The organism is Streptomyces sp. NPDC051041, assembly GCF_044456065.1.
GTDB classification, from domain to species: domain Bacteria; phylum Actinomycetota; class Actinomycetes; order Streptomycetales; family Streptomycetaceae; genus Streptomyces; species Streptomyces glaucus.
The window spans coordinates 15,614-31,812 of the sequence record NZ_JBITFM010000029.1; the positions used below are offsets into that span (position 1 = coordinate 15,614).

Annotated in this window: 15 protein-coding genes and 1 pseudogene; 8 read left to right on the forward strand and 8 right to left on the reverse strand. The window is 73.4% G+C overall.

Going from position 1 to position 16,199, the window contains the following annotated elements; genetic code table 11:
- Positions 1–81: 81 nt before the first annotated feature.
- The 3 genes from ACIBAI_RS28070 to ACIBAI_RS28080 all read right to left on the reverse strand — a co-directional run bounded on the left by ACIBAI_RS28070 (position 82) and on the right by ACIBAI_RS28080 (position 2,295).
- Positions 82–927: an ABC transporter permease gene (locus ACIBAI_RS28070; RefSeq protein WP_399038525.1), complete on the reverse strand. Its 846-nt coding sequence runs from the start codon at positions 925–927 to the stop codon at positions 82–84.
- Positions 924–1,724 carry a molybdate ABC transporter substrate-binding protein gene (modA, locus tag ACIBAI_RS28075; protein WP_399038527.1) on the reverse strand — a complete coding sequence of 267 codons (801 nt, stop codon included), beginning with the start codon at positions 1,722–1,724 and terminating at the stop codon, positions 924–926. The genes ACIBAI_RS28070 and modA overlap by 4 nt, the downstream gene beginning before the upstream one ends.
- A 175-nt stretch (positions 1,725–1,899) precedes the next feature.
- A complete protein-coding gene (locus ACIBAI_RS28080) occupies positions 1,900–2,295 on the reverse strand; it encodes a molybdopterin-binding protein (RefSeq protein ID WP_399038529.1) in 396 nt (131 codons plus the stop codon).
- A gap of 957 nt (positions 2,296–3,252) precedes the next feature.
- Between ACIBAI_RS28080 and ACIBAI_RS28085 the strand changes: the two genes are divergently transcribed.
- From ACIBAI_RS28085 to ACIBAI_RS28100, 4 genes are all read left to right on the forward strand, one after another.
- The gene (locus ACIBAI_RS28085; RefSeq protein ID WP_399038531.1) at positions 3,253–4,545 is read left to right on the forward strand and encodes an extracellular solute-binding protein; all 1,293 of its coding nucleotides are present in this window, start codon (positions 3,253–3,255) and stop codon (positions 4,543–4,545) included.
- Between the two features lie 6 nt (positions 4,546–4,551).
- Complete coding sequence (locus tag ACIBAI_RS28090; RefSeq protein WP_399038532.1) at positions 4,552–5,550, forward strand: carbohydrate ABC transporter permease; 999 nt, start codon at positions 4,552–4,554, stop codon at positions 5,548–5,550.
- 68 nt (positions 5,551–5,618) lie between these two features.
- Complete coding sequence (locus ACIBAI_RS28095; RefSeq protein ID WP_399038549.1) at positions 5,619–6,383, forward strand: carbohydrate ABC transporter permease; 765 nt, start codon at positions 5,619–5,621, stop codon at positions 6,381–6,383.
- A gap of 86 nt (positions 6,384–6,469) precedes the next feature.
- A complete protein-coding gene (locus ACIBAI_RS28100; RefSeq protein ID WP_399038534.1) occupies positions 6,470–7,552 on the forward strand; it encodes an endo-1,4-beta-xylanase in 1,083 nt (360 codons plus the stop codon).
- A gap of 112 nt (positions 7,553–7,664) precedes the next feature.
- Here ACIBAI_RS28100 and ACIBAI_RS28105 read toward each other — a convergent pair whose 3' ends face one another.
- The 3 genes from ACIBAI_RS28105 to ACIBAI_RS28115 all read right to left on the reverse strand — a co-directional run bounded on the left by ACIBAI_RS28105 (position 7,665) and on the right by ACIBAI_RS28115 (position 10,449).
- Entirely contained in the window at positions 7,665–8,717 is a 1,053-nt protein-coding gene (locus tag ACIBAI_RS28105; RefSeq protein ID WP_399038535.1) for a LacI family DNA-binding transcriptional regulator, read from the reverse strand.
- 372 nt (positions 8,718–9,089) lie between these two features.
- Entirely contained in the window at positions 9,090–9,296 is a 207-nt protein-coding gene (locus ACIBAI_RS28110; RefSeq protein ID WP_399038536.1) for a DUF5999 family protein, read from the reverse strand.
- Positions 9,297–9,864: 568 nt separating this feature from the next.
- The gene (locus ACIBAI_RS28115; protein WP_399038538.1) at positions 9,865–10,449 is read right to left on the reverse strand and encodes a hypothetical protein; all 585 of its coding nucleotides are present in this window, start codon (positions 10,447–10,449) and stop codon (positions 9,865–9,867) included.
- A gap of 572 nt (positions 10,450–11,021) precedes the next feature.
- On the opposite strand from ACIBAI_RS28115, the gene ACIBAI_RS28120 reads away from it, so the two are divergent.
- Together ACIBAI_RS28120 and ACIBAI_RS28125 are read left to right on the forward strand one after the other, a co-directional pair.
- Positions 11,022–12,539 (forward strand): glutamate--cysteine ligase, encoded by a 1,518-nt coding sequence (locus tag ACIBAI_RS28120; RefSeq protein WP_399038539.1) that lies wholly within the window; start codon positions 11,022–11,024, stop codon positions 12,537–12,539.
- A gap of 117 nt (positions 12,540–12,656) precedes the next feature.
- Positions 12,657–13,457 carry a CPBP family intramembrane glutamic endopeptidase gene (locus ACIBAI_RS28125; RefSeq protein ID WP_399038541.1) on the forward strand — a complete coding sequence of 267 codons (801 nt, stop codon included), beginning with the start codon at positions 12,657–12,659 and terminating at the stop codon, positions 13,455–13,457.
- 41 nt (positions 13,458–13,498) lie between these two features.
- Here the strand turns inward: ACIBAI_RS28125 and ACIBAI_RS28130 are convergent, their stop codons facing one another.
- A complete protein-coding gene (locus ACIBAI_RS28130) occupies positions 13,499–14,314 on the reverse strand; it encodes a PhzF family phenazine biosynthesis protein (RefSeq protein ID WP_399038543.1) in 816 nt (271 codons plus the stop codon).
- Positions 14,315–14,591: 277 nt separating this feature from the next.
- Between ACIBAI_RS28130 and ACIBAI_RS28135 the strand changes: the two genes are divergently transcribed.
- Positions 14,592–15,212, forward strand: a complete 621-nt coding sequence (locus ACIBAI_RS28135) for a PadR family transcriptional regulator (RefSeq protein WP_399038545.1) — start codon at positions 14,592–14,594, stop codon at positions 15,210–15,212.
- 351 nt (positions 15,213–15,563) lie between these two features.
- Entirely contained in the window at positions 15,564–16,103 is a 540-nt protein-coding gene (locus ACIBAI_RS28140) for a Clp protease N-terminal domain-containing protein (protein ID WP_399038547.1), read from the forward strand.
- On the opposite strand, the pseudogene ACIBAI_RS28145 reads toward ACIBAI_RS28140, so the two are convergent.
- Positions 16,100–16,199 (reverse strand): annotated as a pseudogene (locus ACIBAI_RS28145) (IS481 family transposase); the annotation flags it as partial. The gene ACIBAI_RS28140 and the pseudogene ACIBAI_RS28145 sit on opposite strands and share 4 nt — an antisense overlap.

A 16,199-nucleotide genomic window follows, 5' to 3' on the forward strand; every position in this document is an offset into this window, starting at 1 on the left:
CGGGTCGGGGGCCGGGGAGGCGGTGTGGGGACCGGCGCTCGCGGGCCGGCGTACGTAAGCGGCTGCCACCGTGTCCTCTCCTCAGGACGTCGTCATCCAGCGGTCCCGCAGTCCGGTCAGCACGGCGACGGAGACGGCCAGCAGGACGAGGCTGAGGGCGATCGCGGCCGCCGGGTCGTTCTGCAGGGCCAGGTAGACCGCGAGCGGCATGGTCTGCGTACGACCGGGGAAGTTACCCGCGAAGGTGATCGTCGCCCCGAACTCGCCCAGCGCCCGCGCCCAGGCCAGGACGGAGCCCGCGACGACGCCCGGTGCGATCAGCGGCAGGGTGACCCGGCGGAACGCGGTGAAGCGGGAGGCGCCCAGCGTCGTGGCCGCCTCCTCGTACCGGGGGTCGGCGGCCCGCAGGGTGCCCTCCACGCTGACGACCAGGAACGGCAGCGCCACGAACGTCTCCGCGAGGACGACGCCCGCGGTGGTGAACGGCAGGGTGACGCCGAACCACGCGTCCAGCCACCGCCCGATGACGCCGTTGCGCCCGAACGCGAGCAGCAGGGCCACGCCGCCGACCACCGGGGGCAGCACGAGGGGCAGGGTCACCAGGGCCCGTACCAGGCCACGGCCCGGGAAGTCGGTACGGGCCAGCAGCCAGGCGAGCGGGACGCCGACGACCAGGCTGAGCGCGGTCGCCGACGTGGCGCACACGAGGGAGAGGCGCAGCGCCTGCCACACCTCGGGGCTCGTCAACTGCTCCGGCAGGCTGCGCCAGGGAGCGCGGACGACCAGGGCGACGAGCGGGAGCAGCAGGAACGCCAGGCCGGCGAGCGCGGGCACCAGCAGGGGCACCGGCGCCGCGCGGGTGGCCCCGCGCGGGCGGCGCGGCCCGCTCCCCGGGGCGCGGGCACCGGACGCGGCGGGCCCGGTCACGGCGCGAGGAACCCGGCCCCGGTCAGCACCTTCCGGCCTTCGGCCGACTTCACCAGGTCGATGAAGGCCCGGGCCGCGCCGGGGTTGGGCGCGTCCTCGAGCAGGGCGATCGGGTAGTCGTTGACGGCCTTGGCCGACTCGGGGAAGTCCACGCCCTCCACCTTGCCACCCGCGGCCCGGACGTCGGTCCGGTAGACGACGGCCGCGTCGGCCTCCTTCAGTTCGACCTTCGTCAGGGCGCTCTTGACGTCCTGCTCGTACGACACCGGTGCGAGTTCGACCCCGCCGGCCTCCAGCGCGGTGCGCGCGGCCGCGCCGCAGGGCACCGTCCTGTCGCACAGGACGACCTTCAGGCCCGGCCGGGCGAGGTCCCCGAGGGAGGAGATCCTGCCGGGGTTGCCCGGGAGCGTGGCGATCTCCAGCCGGTTGCGGACGAAGGTGGCGGGGGCGCCCGCGGCGTCGTCCGCGTCCGTGACGGTCTTCATCGTCTCGGCGCTGGCGGCGGCGAACACGTCGGCGGGGGCGCCGTTGGTGATGCCGGCGGCGAGGGTGTCGCTGCCGCCGAAGCTGAAGGCGACCCGGGTGCCCGGGTGCGCCTTCTCGAACTCCTCGCCGAGCGTCGTGAAGCTCTCCTTCAGCGATGCGGCGGCGAAGACGGTGACCGTGCCGGAGGGGTCCGCCGACGAACCGTCCCGGCCGGAGCCGGACGGGGAGCAGGCGGTCAGGGCCAGCAGCAGGGCCGCTCCCGCACCGGTCATCCGCAGGGGCCGGCGGGTCCGGCGCATCGGACGGGGCATCACGGGCCGCTCCCTCTGTCCTCGGGGGAAGAGCCCGCCGGGCCCTTCGGGTGCGCCGATCATACTTCCGCAGATGCGAGTCCTGTACCACCTGTCGCCTGGCATGAGCTGGCCGGAAAGCGCAGAAGGGCTGGCATGTGCGTGTGATGTGCTGGTGCGGGTGGGCGCTGCCGGCTCAGACCCGGTCGATGTGCACGTTCGTCGACTTCACGCGGGCGGTGGCCTCCATGCCGACCTCCAGACCCAGTTCCTCGACGGCCTCCCGGGTCAGCAGGGAGACGAGGCGGTGCGGGCCGGCCTGGATCTCGACCTGGGCCGCGACGTCGCCGAGCTTGATCGCGGTGACGATCCCGGGGAAGGCGTTGCGGACCGAGGTGTACGGGGTGTCCTCCTCGCCGCCGCCGGACCTGGCGAGTTCGACGGAGAACGCGGCCAGGTCCCGTCCGTCGACGAGACGCCGCCCGCTCTCGTCGCGGTGGGTGGTGATCCGGCCCGCGTCCGCCCAGCGGCGGGCGGTGTCCGGGCTGACGCCGAGCAGCCGCGCCGCCTGGCCGATCGTGTAGGACTGCATGCCGGTCACGATAGGGGCCGGGGCGGGAACCGCGGACGCGGGGCCGCCCGCGTGGCCGGCCGGGCGCGGGCACGGCGACGCCCGCCGCCAGGAGGGCGGATCCCGCCTCTCCCGCCGTCTTGCCCCCGTTCCCCGGTGCACCTACAGTGCAGCCTCGTAACGTTCGCCAGATCATCCGAAAGTTTCGCCTAGTCGCGACGCTCGAAGGGACTGACGCGCATGCGGACGTACGGCAACCCCGTGATCGGCGGCTTCCAGCCCTGCGTGCGCCGCGCGGGAGAGGGGCGTCTCCCGGTCCGTCCCCCGGTCGTGAGCGGCCCGGTGCCCGGGGGGCACCCGGCGCCGGCCGGGCGCCGGGCGGCCGCGCCCGGGCCCTCCGGGGGCGGCGTCGCGCGCCCCGCCCGGTGCCGGAACTCCGCGCGGACGCCGGCGGCGAGGGGCGGCGGCCCCGGCCGGGCGGGGCGTCCCCTTCCCGGGCGCCGTCGGCGGCCCTCCGGTCACCGGGCCGCGGCCGGGCCGGCCGGCCCGGCCGCGGCCGCCGGACTCCCGGTTCGCCCGGACGCGGCTCACCGCCCCGGCGTCCTCCGCGTCGCCCGCCGTCGCCCCCGGCCGCCGGTCGCGTCCCGGCGCGCGCACCTCCTCGCTCGACGGCGGTGCCGGCCCGGCGGAGCGGCACCGGCCGGATGATCGGCGGGCGCCCCGCCGGGGGCCGTGCCGCTTCCGGCCGGTACGGGTGCCCGCCCGGACCGTGATTCCGGCCCCCGATGCGGGCCCGCCGGGCCAAACTCCCCGGATGTGACGCCAGTTGATCGAAGATTCACCGCGTACAGGGGGTTGCCACCGTTTGGGCGCTGTCTCTAGGGTGCGGCAGCAACGCATCTTTCAGAACTTTCTCCGAAAGTTTCGATCATACGGACAGGCGTGGACGCGCCGTCCTGTACCCAAGAGGAGCGCATGATGGGCGACCCGGCACTGTCCCGCCGCGGCTTCCTGGCGGCCTCCGCCGCGGCCGGTCTGGGCATGACCGCGCTGAGCGGCTGCGGCGGAGACTCGGACGGAGGGTCGTCGGGGACGACCACGATCGAATGGTGGAACATCTCCACCACCCAACCGACCAAGGACGTGTGGGCGGGCCTCGCCCGGAAGTTCGAGGCGCAGCACCCCAACGTCAAGGTGAAGATCGTCCAGTTCGAGAACGACGCCTACAAGGCGAAGATGACCGCGCTGATCGCCTCCGGGAAGCTGCCGGACATCTTCCACACCTGGGGCGGCGGCGTGCTGAAGCAGCAGGTCGACGCCGGGCTCGTCGAGGACCTCACGGACCGGACCAAGGAGTGGGCTGACGGCCTGCTGCCGGTCGCGAAGGAGCCGTACCTGATCGACGACAGGGTGTACGGCATCCCGTTCGACATCGGCATGGTCGGCTTCTGGTACAACAAGGCGCTCTTCAGGAAGGCCGGCATCGCCGCGCCCCCCACCACCTGGAGCGGCTTCCTCGACGCCGTGCGCAAGCTGAAGTCCGCGGGCATCACCCCCATCGCCCTGGCCGGCAAGGAGAAGTGGCCCGGCATGTACTACTGGGCCTATCTCGCGATGCGCATCGGCGGCGCCGACGCCCTGGAGAAGGCCGGCGACGACAAGAACTTCACCGGCGCCGCGTTCGTCGAGGCCGGGAAGCACCTCAGGGAACTGGCCGACCTCCAGCCGTTCCAGAAGGGCTTCCTCGGCGCCGCCTACTCCACCCCCACCGGGCAGGCCGCCACCGTCGGCAACGGCAGGGCGGCGATGGAGCTCATGGGCCAGTGGGCCCCCGTGGTGCAGGCGGACTCCGGCAAGGGACTCGGCGAGGACCTCGGCTTCTTCCCCTTCCCCGAGGTGGAGGGCGGCAAGGGCGCCCTCACCGAGGTGTTCGGCGGGGGCGGCGGCCACGCCCTGCGCGCCGGGGCCCCGCAGGAGGCCGTCGACTTCCTGAAGTTCTTCGCCTCGGCCACCACCGACCGCGAACTGGTCGAGAAGACCGGTGTCCTCCCGGTCGTCCCGGCGGCCGAGGACGCCCTGACCGACCCCAACCTCCAGGCGGTGCAACGGCAGTTGAAGGGCGCCACCGGTTTCCAGCTCTACCTCGACCAGGCGTACGCGCCCGCGCTCGGCCAGGAGATCAACGACAGCGTCGGCGCGCTCGTCACCGGCTCCCGGTCGCCGGAGCAGGTCACCGAGTCGATCACGCAGACCGCGAAGGAAGAGCAGTAGCCCGCGATGACCTCCACGTTCCTGCCGGACAAGCAGACCGGACCCGACACCGGCCTGCCGCCTCCGTCCACCGCCGCGGGCCGGGAGCGCAGCCGGCGGCGGGCGCTGAACTGGCTCACCGCGGTCGGCTTCCAGCTGCCCGCCCTGGTGCTGTTCGGCGTCCTGGTGCTGCTGCCGATCCTGTTCGCGCTGTACGCCGCCTTCTTCCGCTGGGGCGGCTTCGGCATGCCCTCCGACTACATCGGCGCGGACAACTTCGCCCGGCTCGTCAAGGACCCGGTCTTCCTCGGCGACCTGTGGCGCTGCCTGGTCCTGGTGCTGCTCTCGCTCGCCGTCCAGCTGCCGTTCGCGCTCGCCATGGCCGTGCTGCTCAACCAGAAACTGCGGGGCCGGGCGGTGTACCGGATGCTGTTCTTCGCGCCGTACGTGCTGTCCGAGGCGATCACCGGCGTGCTGTTCAGCATGATCTTCGCCCCCGGCGACGGCCTCGCCGACAACCTCCTGGGCAAGGTGGGGCTCGACGGGGTGGGCGGAGAGTGGTTCGCCGACCCGTCCATGGTCATGGCCACCCTGTTCCTCGTCATGACCTGGAAGTACTTCGGTTTCCACATGATGCTCTACCTGGCCGGACTCCAGTCCCTCCCGCGTGAGTTGACGGAGGCCGCGCTCATCGACGGCGCCGGCCCCTGGCAGCGCTTCCGCAGCGTGACCCTGCCGCTGCTCGCGCCCACCCTGCGCATCAGCGTCTTCCTGTCCGTGATCGGGGCGATCCAGCTGTTCGACCTGGTGTGGGTGATCACCCAGGGCGGGCCCGACCACCACTCCGAGACCATGGCCGTGACCATGTTCCAGTACGGCTTCAAGCGCTACCAGGTCGGCTACGCCAGCGCGATCAGCGTGGCCATGTTCGGCATCAGCCTCGTCTTCGCCCTCGCCTACCAGCGGTTCGTGCTCCGCCGCGACCTCCAGGGGGCCACCACGACGATGAGGGGAGAGGGCAAGTGACGGTCAAGTCCCGCAGGGGGAAGACGTCCCTGCCCCTGCACGTCGTCCTGGTCGCCGTCGGCGCGGTCATGGCCGTGCCGCTGTTCTACGCGGCGCTGTCCGGCTTCAAGTCCACCGACCAGCTCTCCCGCAACCCGGTCGGGCTGCCCGACCCGTGGGTGTTCTCCAACTACACCGACATCCTCGGCTCGGGCGACTTCTGGCGGCTGGTCGGCAACAGCACGCTCATCGCGGTGGCGACCACCGTCCTGGTCGTCGCGGTGTCCGCGCTCGCCGCCTTCTCCTTCGCCCGGTTCGCCTTCCGCGGGCGGGAGGTGCTGTTCACGCTGTTCACGATGGGGCTGATGTTCCCCTTCGCGGTCGCGGCCCTGCCGCTGTTCCTGCTGCTGCGCTCGATGGGCCTGCTGGACAACCCGCTCGGCGTGATCCTCCCGCAGGCCGCCTTCGGCCTGCCGATGACCATCGTCATCCTGCGCGGCTTCTTCCGGGAGATCCCCGGCGAGCTGGAGGAGGCGGCCACGCTCGACGGCTGCGGTCCGCTCGGCTTCTTCTGGCGGGTGCTGCTGCCCATGGCGCGGCCCGCGCTCGGCACGGTCTCGGTGCTGGCCGTCGTCACCAGCTGGAACAACTTCTTCCTGCCGCTGCTGGTGTTCACCGAGTCCACGTGGTGGACCGTCCCCATCGGCGTCCAGCAGTTCCAGGGCCAGTACTCGGCGGACACCGCCCGCGTCTTCGCCTACCTCGTGCTGGCCATGGTGCCCGCCCTGGCCTTCTACTCGGTCGCCGAGCGCCAGCTCGTCGGCGGCCTCACCGCCGGCGCCACGAAGGGATGACCGGCGCCCGCGGAGGCACGCCCCCCGAGCTCTCGACCTCCGGTCGAGCGGGGGACCCCCATCACCCGACCGTGAGGAGTCGCAGCATGCGCACGCCGCGTACGACGATCCGCTCCCGCACCCGGCTCAGACTCGCCGGCGCGTTCGCCGCCGCCCTGGTCGCCGCGGGACTGGCCACCGGCCCCGCGGCCCAGGCGGACGAACGGCACCGCCCGGAGCCCACCCTCGCCGAACTCGCGCAGCGGCACGGCCGCTACTTCGGCAGCGCCACCGACAACCCCGAGCTGACCGACGCCCCGTACACGGCGCTGCTCGGCAGCGAGTTCGACCAGATCACCCCGGGCAACGGCATGAAGTGGTACGCCACCGAACCCGAGCCGGGCGTCTTCGACTTCTCCCAGGGCGACGAGATCGTCGACCTGGCCCGCGCCCACCACCAGAAGGTGCGCGGCCACACCCTGGTCTGGCACAGCCAGCTGCCGGACTGGCTCACCGGCCGGGAGTGGACGGCCGCGGAGCTCAGGGCCGTACTGAAGAGGCACATCCAGACGCAGGTGCGGCACTACCGGGGCAAGGTGTTCGCCTGGGACGTCGTCAACGAGGCCTTCAACGAGGACGGCACCTACCGGGAGACGGTCTTCCACAAGACGCTCGGACCCGGCTACATCGCCGACGCGCTGCGCTGGGCGCACCAGGCCGACCCGCGCGTGAAGCTGTACCTCAACGACTACAACATCGAGGCGATCGGCCCGAAGAGCGACGCCTACCACCGGCTCGCCAAGGAGCTGAGGGCCCAGGGCGTTCCGCTGCACGGCATCGGCTTCCAGACCCATCTGGCGCTGCAGTACGGCTATCCGTCCACCCTCGAGGACAACCTGCGCCGCTTCTCCCGGCTCGGTCTCGACACGGCCCTCACCGAGGTCGACGTCCGCATGCACCTGCCCGCGGACGAGACGAAGCTGGCCACACAGGCCGCGTGGTACCGGGATCTGACGAAGGCCTGCCTGGCGGTGCGCCGGTGCGTGGGCATCACGCTGTGGGACTACACCGACAAGTACTCGTGGATACCGGGGGTCTTCCCGGGCGAGGGCGCGGCCCTGCCGTGGGACGAGCAACTGCGTCCGAAGCCCGCGTACTTCGCGATCCGGGAGGCGCTGGGCGGACGGTAGCGCAGGGCGACGGAGGCGCGCAGGGGCGTCCTGCCGTGCGGTGACGGCGGGACGCCCCTGCGCGCGGGCCGGCCGGGGCGGCGTCCCGCTCCGGCCGGCCCGCGCCGATCCGTCAGCCCGCCGTCGCCGGAGGCGCCGTGCTGGCGCGGACCACCAGTTCCGTGCCCAGTTCCACCCGGGGGGCGTCCGGCCGCTCGTCGCGGGTCAGGCGCAGGACCGTACGGACGGCCAGTTCGCCCATGCCGGCGAGCGGCTGACGGACCGTGGTCAGCGGCGGAGCCGACCAGCGGACTTCCGGAAGGTCGTCGAAACCGACCACGCTCATGTCCTCCGGGACCCTGAATCCGCGCCGGCGCAGCGCCTCGATCGCGCCGAGCGCCATCTGGTCGCTGGCGGCGAACACCGCGGTCGGCGGCTCGGGGAGGTCCAGCAGGGCGGTGCAGCCGGTGAACCCGGATTCGGGCCGGAAGTCGCCGGGCACGACCAGGGCGCCGTCGAACGGCACCCCGGCGCCTTCCAGGGCGGCACGGTAGCCGTCGAGCCGGGCCCGTGAGCACAGCAGGCGGGGCGGCCCGGCGATCAGGCCGATCCTGCGGTGGCCCAGTGCCAGCAGGTGCTCGGTCGCGGCCATGCCGCCCGACCAGTTGGCGGCGCCGACGGTGGGCACGTCCAGCGCGGGCGAGCCCGCCGGGTCGACGACCACCAGCGGTACGCCGAGGATGCGCAACTCCTCGTGGAGGACGGGCTCCAGGGCCGAGGTGACCAGGATGACGCCGTCGGAGGCGCGGGCCCGCAGGTTGCGCATCCACTCGCGGGCATCGCCCGAGCGCCCGTGGATCGCCGACACCACGGTTCCCACCCCGGCCGCGTGGGCGACCTCCTCCACACCCCGGATGATCTCCACCGCCCAGGGGCTGTCGAGGTCGTCGAAGACCAGGTCGATCAGGGCGGCACGGGCGCCGGAGGCCGCGGGGCGCCTGCGGTAGCCGTACCGGCGCAGCAGGTCCTCGACTCTGGCCCGGGTGCCCGGCGACACGTCGGACCGGCCGTTGACGACCCGGGACACGGTCGGCACCGAGACCCCGGCCTGCCGGGCGATCTCCGTGATGGTGACCCGGCCTCGTTCCTCGGAAGGCGCCTCGGCGCCGGCCTCGCGTGCTGCCACTTCCCCACCTCCGTCGACGCATGGCGCGTCCGCCGCGTACGCGCACCCGGAACCTCGGCACCCCCGGGGTACGAAACTTCCAGGAGTCTTCCGGAAGACGGGCATCCGTGGGAAGCCGTCCCCGGGGAGTGCCCGTGCGGGGCGCTCCGGCCGGGCCGGCCGTGACCGCCGGCGGGACGGGGACGGGGAGGGCGGGGCGCGAGGAGGACGGAGAGGGCGAGGGAGGCGCGGGGGGACCGCGGGGGAGCGCGACGGACAAGGGGGACCACGCGGTGTGATCTCCTCGGACACGCGCCGGGGCCGGTGCGCAGGAGGGTCTGCGTCCGGCCCCTCGGATCTCCGGGCGGGGGTGCGCCGCCGCCCGATGGCGTCTCAGGCCGCGGTCGTCACCCGGCTGGGATCCAGCGGGCGGTGCGGGGCGATGATCCGGCCGTCCGGCAGGAGCTCACCGGTGTCCTCGAAGAGGACGACGCCGTTGCACAGCAGGCTCCATCCCTGCTCCGGGTGGTGCGCCACGAGACGGGCGGATTCCCGGTCGGCGGAGTCGGCTGAGGGGCACGGCGGCTGGTGCTGGCACATGGGCGGGATCTTTCGCTCTGGCGTGTCATTCATGGCGTCCCCCGGTGTGTGGGTCGGTCCGAACCCAGTGTTGTCCCCCGGACGTCGATCCGCAGGGATTTCGCGGCACCGCTTCTCACCGGTTCATGACGCACCACCCGCCCGGGCGGTTCAGCCCAACTGCACCGTCACTTCGGATGGTTCGACTTGGCCGAACCGGGCTAGTCCGGCCACGCCGGAACCCTTCACGGCTCCTGGGAGCGGTCTGGCGCTCGCATGAGCGGATCACTCCGGAAGGACGTTCGGAAGGGGGAGGGAAGCGATCCGGAGAAGGACCGGACCGGCAGGTACCGGGATCGGCGAAGCCGGGTGCGAAGGACCCGGGACCGGGGGAACCCGGAGCGGGGAGCCCGGGACGCGGAGACCGGGAACGGGCGGACCGGGCTCGGGGAGACGGGAAGCGGGAAGGTCGGATGCGCGCGGGCGGGAGCGGGGCGAGGGGGCGGGGAGCGCGAGGACCGGGAAGGGGGCCGCGCCCCGCCGCCTGGAACACGGCGGCGGGGCGCGGACGGGTGCGGTGGCGCGGCCCTCAGGCGGGTTCGCGCAGCAGCCGCACCGGGGTCGTCCGGGGGGTCAGTGCCGGAAGCAGGTCGGCGGCCCGGTACGGGCGATGGGCGGCGATGCCGGGCGGCGCCGGCGCCAGCGGTACGAGGAGGTCGGCGGCGGCGGGATGACCGGTGGCGGCGTCCGCCGTGCAGTCGCCGTGCAGCCACAGCGTGAGCATGTAGAGGCCGGGGACCGACAGCAGCCGCGGCTGGTAGGGCTGCGTCACCGCCTCCGCCTGGTGCAGCGCCCGCTCGGTCGAGGTGATGTAGGGGCCTTCGAAGAAGTGCGAGAAGGTCCAGCCGTCGGGCGTCGGCCTGGTCTCCGCCGCGGCCACCGTGCGGTCGCCGCAGCGGATCAGGAAGCGCCATCCGGTCAGCCGGGTGGTGGCCGTGCCCCCGGCGGTGATGCCGTCCAGGACGTGCACGGGCAGCGCGAGCTCGGGTGTGACCGGGCCCGCGGCCGCGAGCAGGGAGGGAGTGCGGGCCTCGCGGACCGCGGTGGGCGAGGAGAGCGCGGCGAGGACGGAGCGAAGGGCGGGCGCGGGAGCCGGAGGGACATGCAGCGGCATGGTGGGTCGCCTCTCATTCGAAGGCACGACGGCGCGAGGGCGGGGCGTGGCGGGGCGGACGACGCTGTCAGCTCACGAGGTCAGAGAGGCGGGGGCCCGGGTCCGGGACTCCGGAGACGCGGAGCGGGGATGAGGGCTGCCGTGCGAGATCCCGGCGGCAGGATCCCCCGACGGGGGCGCCAACCTTCTCTGCCTTGTTCGCGAAGTTTATACGACGCGTGTTCAGACCATGTTTCAACTAGCTGATTCCGGCAAGCAGAACAAGAGTACATTCGGTCGGCGATATATGGGAATCATCCCGATTCCGGGCCGGGTGCGCTGCGATGACCTCGGGTAATACCCGCGAAGTGGTCGGCCAATTATGGTCGGTGTTTTCCACGAGTTCGCGGAGTAACCGAAAGTGCGCGGTGCGCCATGCCCGGCGAATGTGCCGCTGGACACGTCCGGATCAGCGTAGCGGCTGCCGGGCGGGTCCGGGGACGTTATCGATCGTCTCGGCTGGGCATCATCCCACCTGACCGGGACACCGGCGGCGGGATCTTCGGCCCGCCCATCCGAGGAGGGACGCTTCGATGGGGGAGAAGGTCGTGGCGGGTCAGTTCGACCTGTCCGATCGCCAGCGCTACCGCGACAAGCTCCAGCGGTGCCTGACGGGCCTGGAGCGACTCCTGGCGGAGAAGCGGTTCGACCGCCCCAAGAACCTGATGGGGCTGGAGATCGAGCTGAATCTCGTCGGGGGCGACGGCATGCCGAAAATGTTGAACGGGCAAGTCCTCGAACGGATCGCGAGCCGCGACTTCCAGACAGAGCTCGCCATGTTCAATCTGGAAGTCAACATAGCTCCACACCGATTGGGCGGACGGGTATTCGACCAGCTCGCGGAGGAGCTCCGCACCTCGCTGGCATATGCCGACCGGAAGGCCGGAGAGCTGGACGCGGGAATCGTGATGATCGGTATCCTGCCGACGCTCGACCGGGACGACCTGGTGTCGTCCAACCTCTCCGACGTCGACCGCTACACACTGCTCAACGACCAGATCGTGGCCGCCCGCGGCGAGGACTTCAAGCTCGACATAGCCGGTGTCGAGCACCTGACCTGCACCTCGAAGTCCATCGCGCCCGAGGCCGCCTGCACCTCGGTGCAGCTGCACCTCCAGGTGACGCCGGCCCGCTTCGCCGACGTGTGGAACGCGGCGCAGGCGGTCGCCGCCGCGCAGATCGCCGTCGGCGCCAACTCGCCGTTCCTGTTCGGCCGCGAGCTGTGGTGCGAGTCGCGGCCCCCGCTGTTCCAGCAGTCCACCGACACCCGCCCGCCCGAGCTGCAGGCCCAGGGCGTGCGGCCGCGCACCTGGTTCGGCGAGCGGTGGATCTCCTCGGCGCACGACCTCTTCGAGGAGAACCTGCGCTACTTCCCGGCCCTGCTGCCGATCTGCGACGACGAGGACCCGCTGGAGGTGCTGGACGCGGGCGGCGTCCCGAAGCTGGCCGAGCTGGTCCTGCACAACGGCACCGTCTACCGCTGGAACCGGCCGGTCTACGACGTCGCCGACGGCGTCCCGCACCTGCGCGTGGAGAACCGGGTGCTGCCCGCCGGGCCCACCATCACGGACGTCATCGCCAACGCGGCCTTCTACTACGGCCTGGTCCGCGCCCTCGCCGAGGACGCGCGGCCGGTGTGGACCCGGCTGCCGTTCGAGGCGGCCGCGGCCAACTTCGAGGCCGCCTGCCGCCACGGCATCGACGCCCGCTTCCAGTGGCCCCGCCGGGGCCGGCACGGCGGTACGGCCGAGATCGACGCCGTCACCCTCGTGCGCGACGAGCTGCTGCCGCTGGCCGAGGCCGGCCTGGACGCGTGGGGGGTCGAGCCCGCCGACCGCGACCGGTACCTGGGCGTGATCGACGAGCGGTGCCGGCGCCGGGCCAACGGCGCGACCTGGCAGGCGGCCACCTTCCACCGGGCCCTGGAGTCGGGCCTGAGCCGGGAGGCCGCGCTGGCGGCGACGACCCGGCGGTACTGCGAGCTCGTGCACGAGGGCGACCCCGTGCACCTGTGGCCGGTGGGCCTGCCGGAGCCGGTGGCGACGGGCTGAGGCCGCGCGGCCCGGAGCCGAGGGGCCGCCGGTGCCCGCCTCACGTCGATCGGGCATGCTGTGACGTCCGGTCCCGGCCGTCCGGCCGGGACGGCGACGACCCGACTGGAGGCAGGCGTGCAGGCGCAGGCGGGCCCGGCGGCCGACCCCTCTCCCCAGGAGCCGCTCTCGCGGCGGACCCTCCGCGACGAGCTGCTGCTCGTGCTGGGGCTCTCGCTCGGCGCGAGCGGGGTGTCCGCCCTGATCAGCTTCATCGGCTCGGTCACCAGACCGGGCGGCCTGAAGGACCAGGCGGCCACCCTCAACGCCTCGGCCGCGCCCGGCCGCCCCTGGCTGGACCTCGCCTGGCAGCTCTTCGGGATCGCCACGGCACTCGTCCCGGTCGCGCTCGTCGCGCACTTCCTGCTGCGGGAGCGGGAGAGCCTGCGCACCCTCGGCTTCGACCGCACCCGGCCCTGGCCGGACCTGGGCCGCGGCGCCGTGGTCGCGGCCGTCATCGGCAGCACCGGCATCGCCTTCTACCTGGCCGCCCGGGGCCTCGGTTTCAACCTCACGGTGGTGCCCGAGGCGCTGCCCGACGTGTGGTGGAAACACCCCGTGCTGGTCCTCTCGGCCGTGCAGAACGCCGTGCTGGAGGAGGTCGTCGTGGTCGGCTACCTGCTGCACCGGCTCGACCGGCTGGGCTGGACCCCGACCGCCGCGCTGGCCGCCAGCGCCGTGCTGCGCGGCTCGTACCACCTCTACCAGGGCATCGGCGGCTTCATCGGGAACATGGTCATGGGCGTGGTGTTCGTGTACCTGTACCGGCGCTGGGGCCGGGTGGGACCCCTGGTGGTGGCGCACTCGCTGCTCGACATCGGCGCCTTCGTCGGATACGCGCTGCTGGCAGGGAAGGTGGACTGGCTGCCGACGGCGTGAACGGGGCGTACGGCACCGCCGCACGCCCCTTTCCCGCCGGCTCAGCCGCCGGCCAGCAGCTCGCCGTCGATGACCGTCACGGCGCGGCCGCTCAGCAGGGTGCGGTCGCCGCGCAGCCGCGTGCGGACGAGGCCGGAGCGGGGTGAGGCCTGCAGGCCGGTGAGGTCGGTACGGCCCAGGAGCGCGGACCAGTACGGGGCGAGGGCGGTGTGCGCGCTGCCGGTGACCGGGTCCTCGTCGATGCCGACGTTCGGGAAGAAGCAGCGGGAGACGAAGTCGTAGCCCCGGGCGGGGTCCTCGGCGCGGGCGGTGGCGATGACGCCGCGCTCGGAGTAGGCGGCGAGGGCCTTGTGGTCGGGGGTCAGGGTGCGGACGGTCTTCTCGTCGGCGAGTTCGAGGATCAGGTCGCCGACGTCCGGGCCGGTGTCGCGAGCCGCGCGCGGCTCGGCGCCCAGGGCCTCGGCGACCCCTTCGGGGACGTCGGCCGGGGTGAGCGGGGCGGTCGGGAAGTCCAGGGTGATCGAGCCGTCCTCGCCGGGGGTGGCGATGAGGACGCCGCTGCGGGTGGCGAACCGTACGGGGCCCTCGTGGGCGCCGGTGGTGTGCAGGACGTGGGCCGTGGCGAGCGTGGCGTGCCCGCACATCGCGACCTCGGTGGCGGGGGTGAACCAGCGCAGCGCCCAGTCGGCCTCGCCGCCCTCGGGCAGACGGTGGGCGAAGGCGGTCTCGGCGTGGTTGACCTCCAGGGCCACCTGCTGGAGCCAGCCGTCCTCCGGGAAGGCGTCGAGGAGCAGGACCCCGGCGGGGTTGCCGGCGAAGGGCCGGTCGGTGAAGGCGTCGACGATTCGGATGCGCATGCCCCGACGCTAAGGGCCCGGCGGAGCCGCGGGCCAAGGCCAATCCGGGAGTGCTGGACCGGTCCGGCGGGGCGGGCGGCGGACTCCCGGTGCCGGAGGACGCGGGGTCCGGTACCGGGGGCGCGGGGGGCGCGGGGCCGGGCCGGTGCCGCCGTGCCGGACGCGGGCGCCCGGTCGGCCCCGCCGGCGGTGGTGCGGCACGAGGGTTGCGGGCCGAACTATTCCGATATATCGTCGAAGCATCGTGATGGATCGACGATGGAGTGGAGTGGTGGCGATGCGCATCCACGGTTCCGAGCGCGCGCACGGACGGGGCGGCTCCTCGCGGCGCGGCCGGGACGGTTTCGACGGACGGCGCGCGGCCTTCGGCCCCTTCGGGCCGGGCAGCCCCGGCTTCGGCCCGGGCTTCGGCCCCGGCCCCTGGGGCGGACGGGGCCGGGGCGGCGGACCGAGGGGCCGGGCGCGGCGCGGCGACGTGCGCGCGTCGATCCTGGCCCTGCTGAAGGACCGGCCCATGCACGGCTACGAGATGATCCAGGAGATCGCCGAGCGCAGCGGCGGCGCGTGGAAGCCGAGCCCCGGCTCGGTGTACCCCACCCTCCAGCTGCTGGAGGACGAGGGCCTGATCGCCAGCGAGACCGAGGGCGGCAAGAAGCTGTTCGCGCTCACCGAGGCGGGCCGTGCCGCGGCCGACGAGGGACCCGACGCGCCCTGGGAGGAGGCCTCGCGCGGCGTCGACTGGGAAGCCCTCGGCGAGATCCGCCAGGCCGGCTTCGGGCTGATGGAGGCCTTCGGGCAGGTCTGGAAGACCGGCAGCAAGGAGCAGCGCGAGAAGGCGCTCGGCGTCATCGACGACGCCCGCAGGAAGCTGTACCGGATCCTCGCCGACGAGGACTGACGGCCCGGGGCGGCGCCCTCGCCGCCGTCCCGCGGGGTGCCTCGCCGCCTGCGGACGGTCCCGCCACCACGCGGCCGCGGGGGTGCGCCCCCGGCCGGGCGGACGGTCCCGCCCGCGTCCGGAGGCACGGCCGCCCGGCCGCCGCGGGCGAGGTCACGGACGGGCGGCCGCTCCCGTGCCGCGCCCGTCCGCGGGGGCGTGCGGCAGGGCTGCGCGCTCCCCTGAGAGGGAACGGCGTGATCTCCTCCTCAAGGAGGAGACGCCGGCCGTCGGCGTCCACTCTCCGTGGGACGCCGAAATGCTCCCCCTCGGGGATGACTCGATCACGGCGGGGCTGATGGGGTGGACGACGTGCACCCCCGCATCTCCCGGCAGTCGCGCGGCGAGCGGACGGACCGGCTGCCGGACCGTACCGACGACGGTGCCCGGTTCAGCGTCGAACTGGCATCGGTGGTCTCCGGTGCCCGCCGGCGGGCGACCCGGGACGGGGACCGTCAGGTCGACACGGCGCATCTGCTGCACTCGCTGCTGGAGCACGACCCCGAGGTGTGCGCCGTCCTCGACGACGGACCGCGGGTCGCCCGGCTGCTCGGCTACCTCGTGCAGCGCAGCATCGGCTACGGCCTGCGCTGGCAGGGCAGCGTCGAGGACTCCGGCGCCGTACCCGTGGCGACGGACACCGCGGGCTTCTCGCCGCTGGCCGCGGCCGCGATGGAGGACGCCCTCGCCCGCGCCGGACGGCGGGGCGGTGCCCGGGCCCGCGGCGTCGACCTGCTCGCCGCGATCGTCGCGGACCCGCAGGCGCGGGCCGTCGAGGTGCTCACCCGCGCCGGGATCGACCGGCGGACGGTGACCGCGCGGATCGGCAGCCGCCCCGAACAGCGCACCTAGGTGTATTGGCCTGCAGCGTTGTTGACACGGCTGATCGGGGGCTGGCCTGCGAGTGCGGTGTGGCAGCGATGGTAGTTGTAGGTGTGCAGGAAGTCG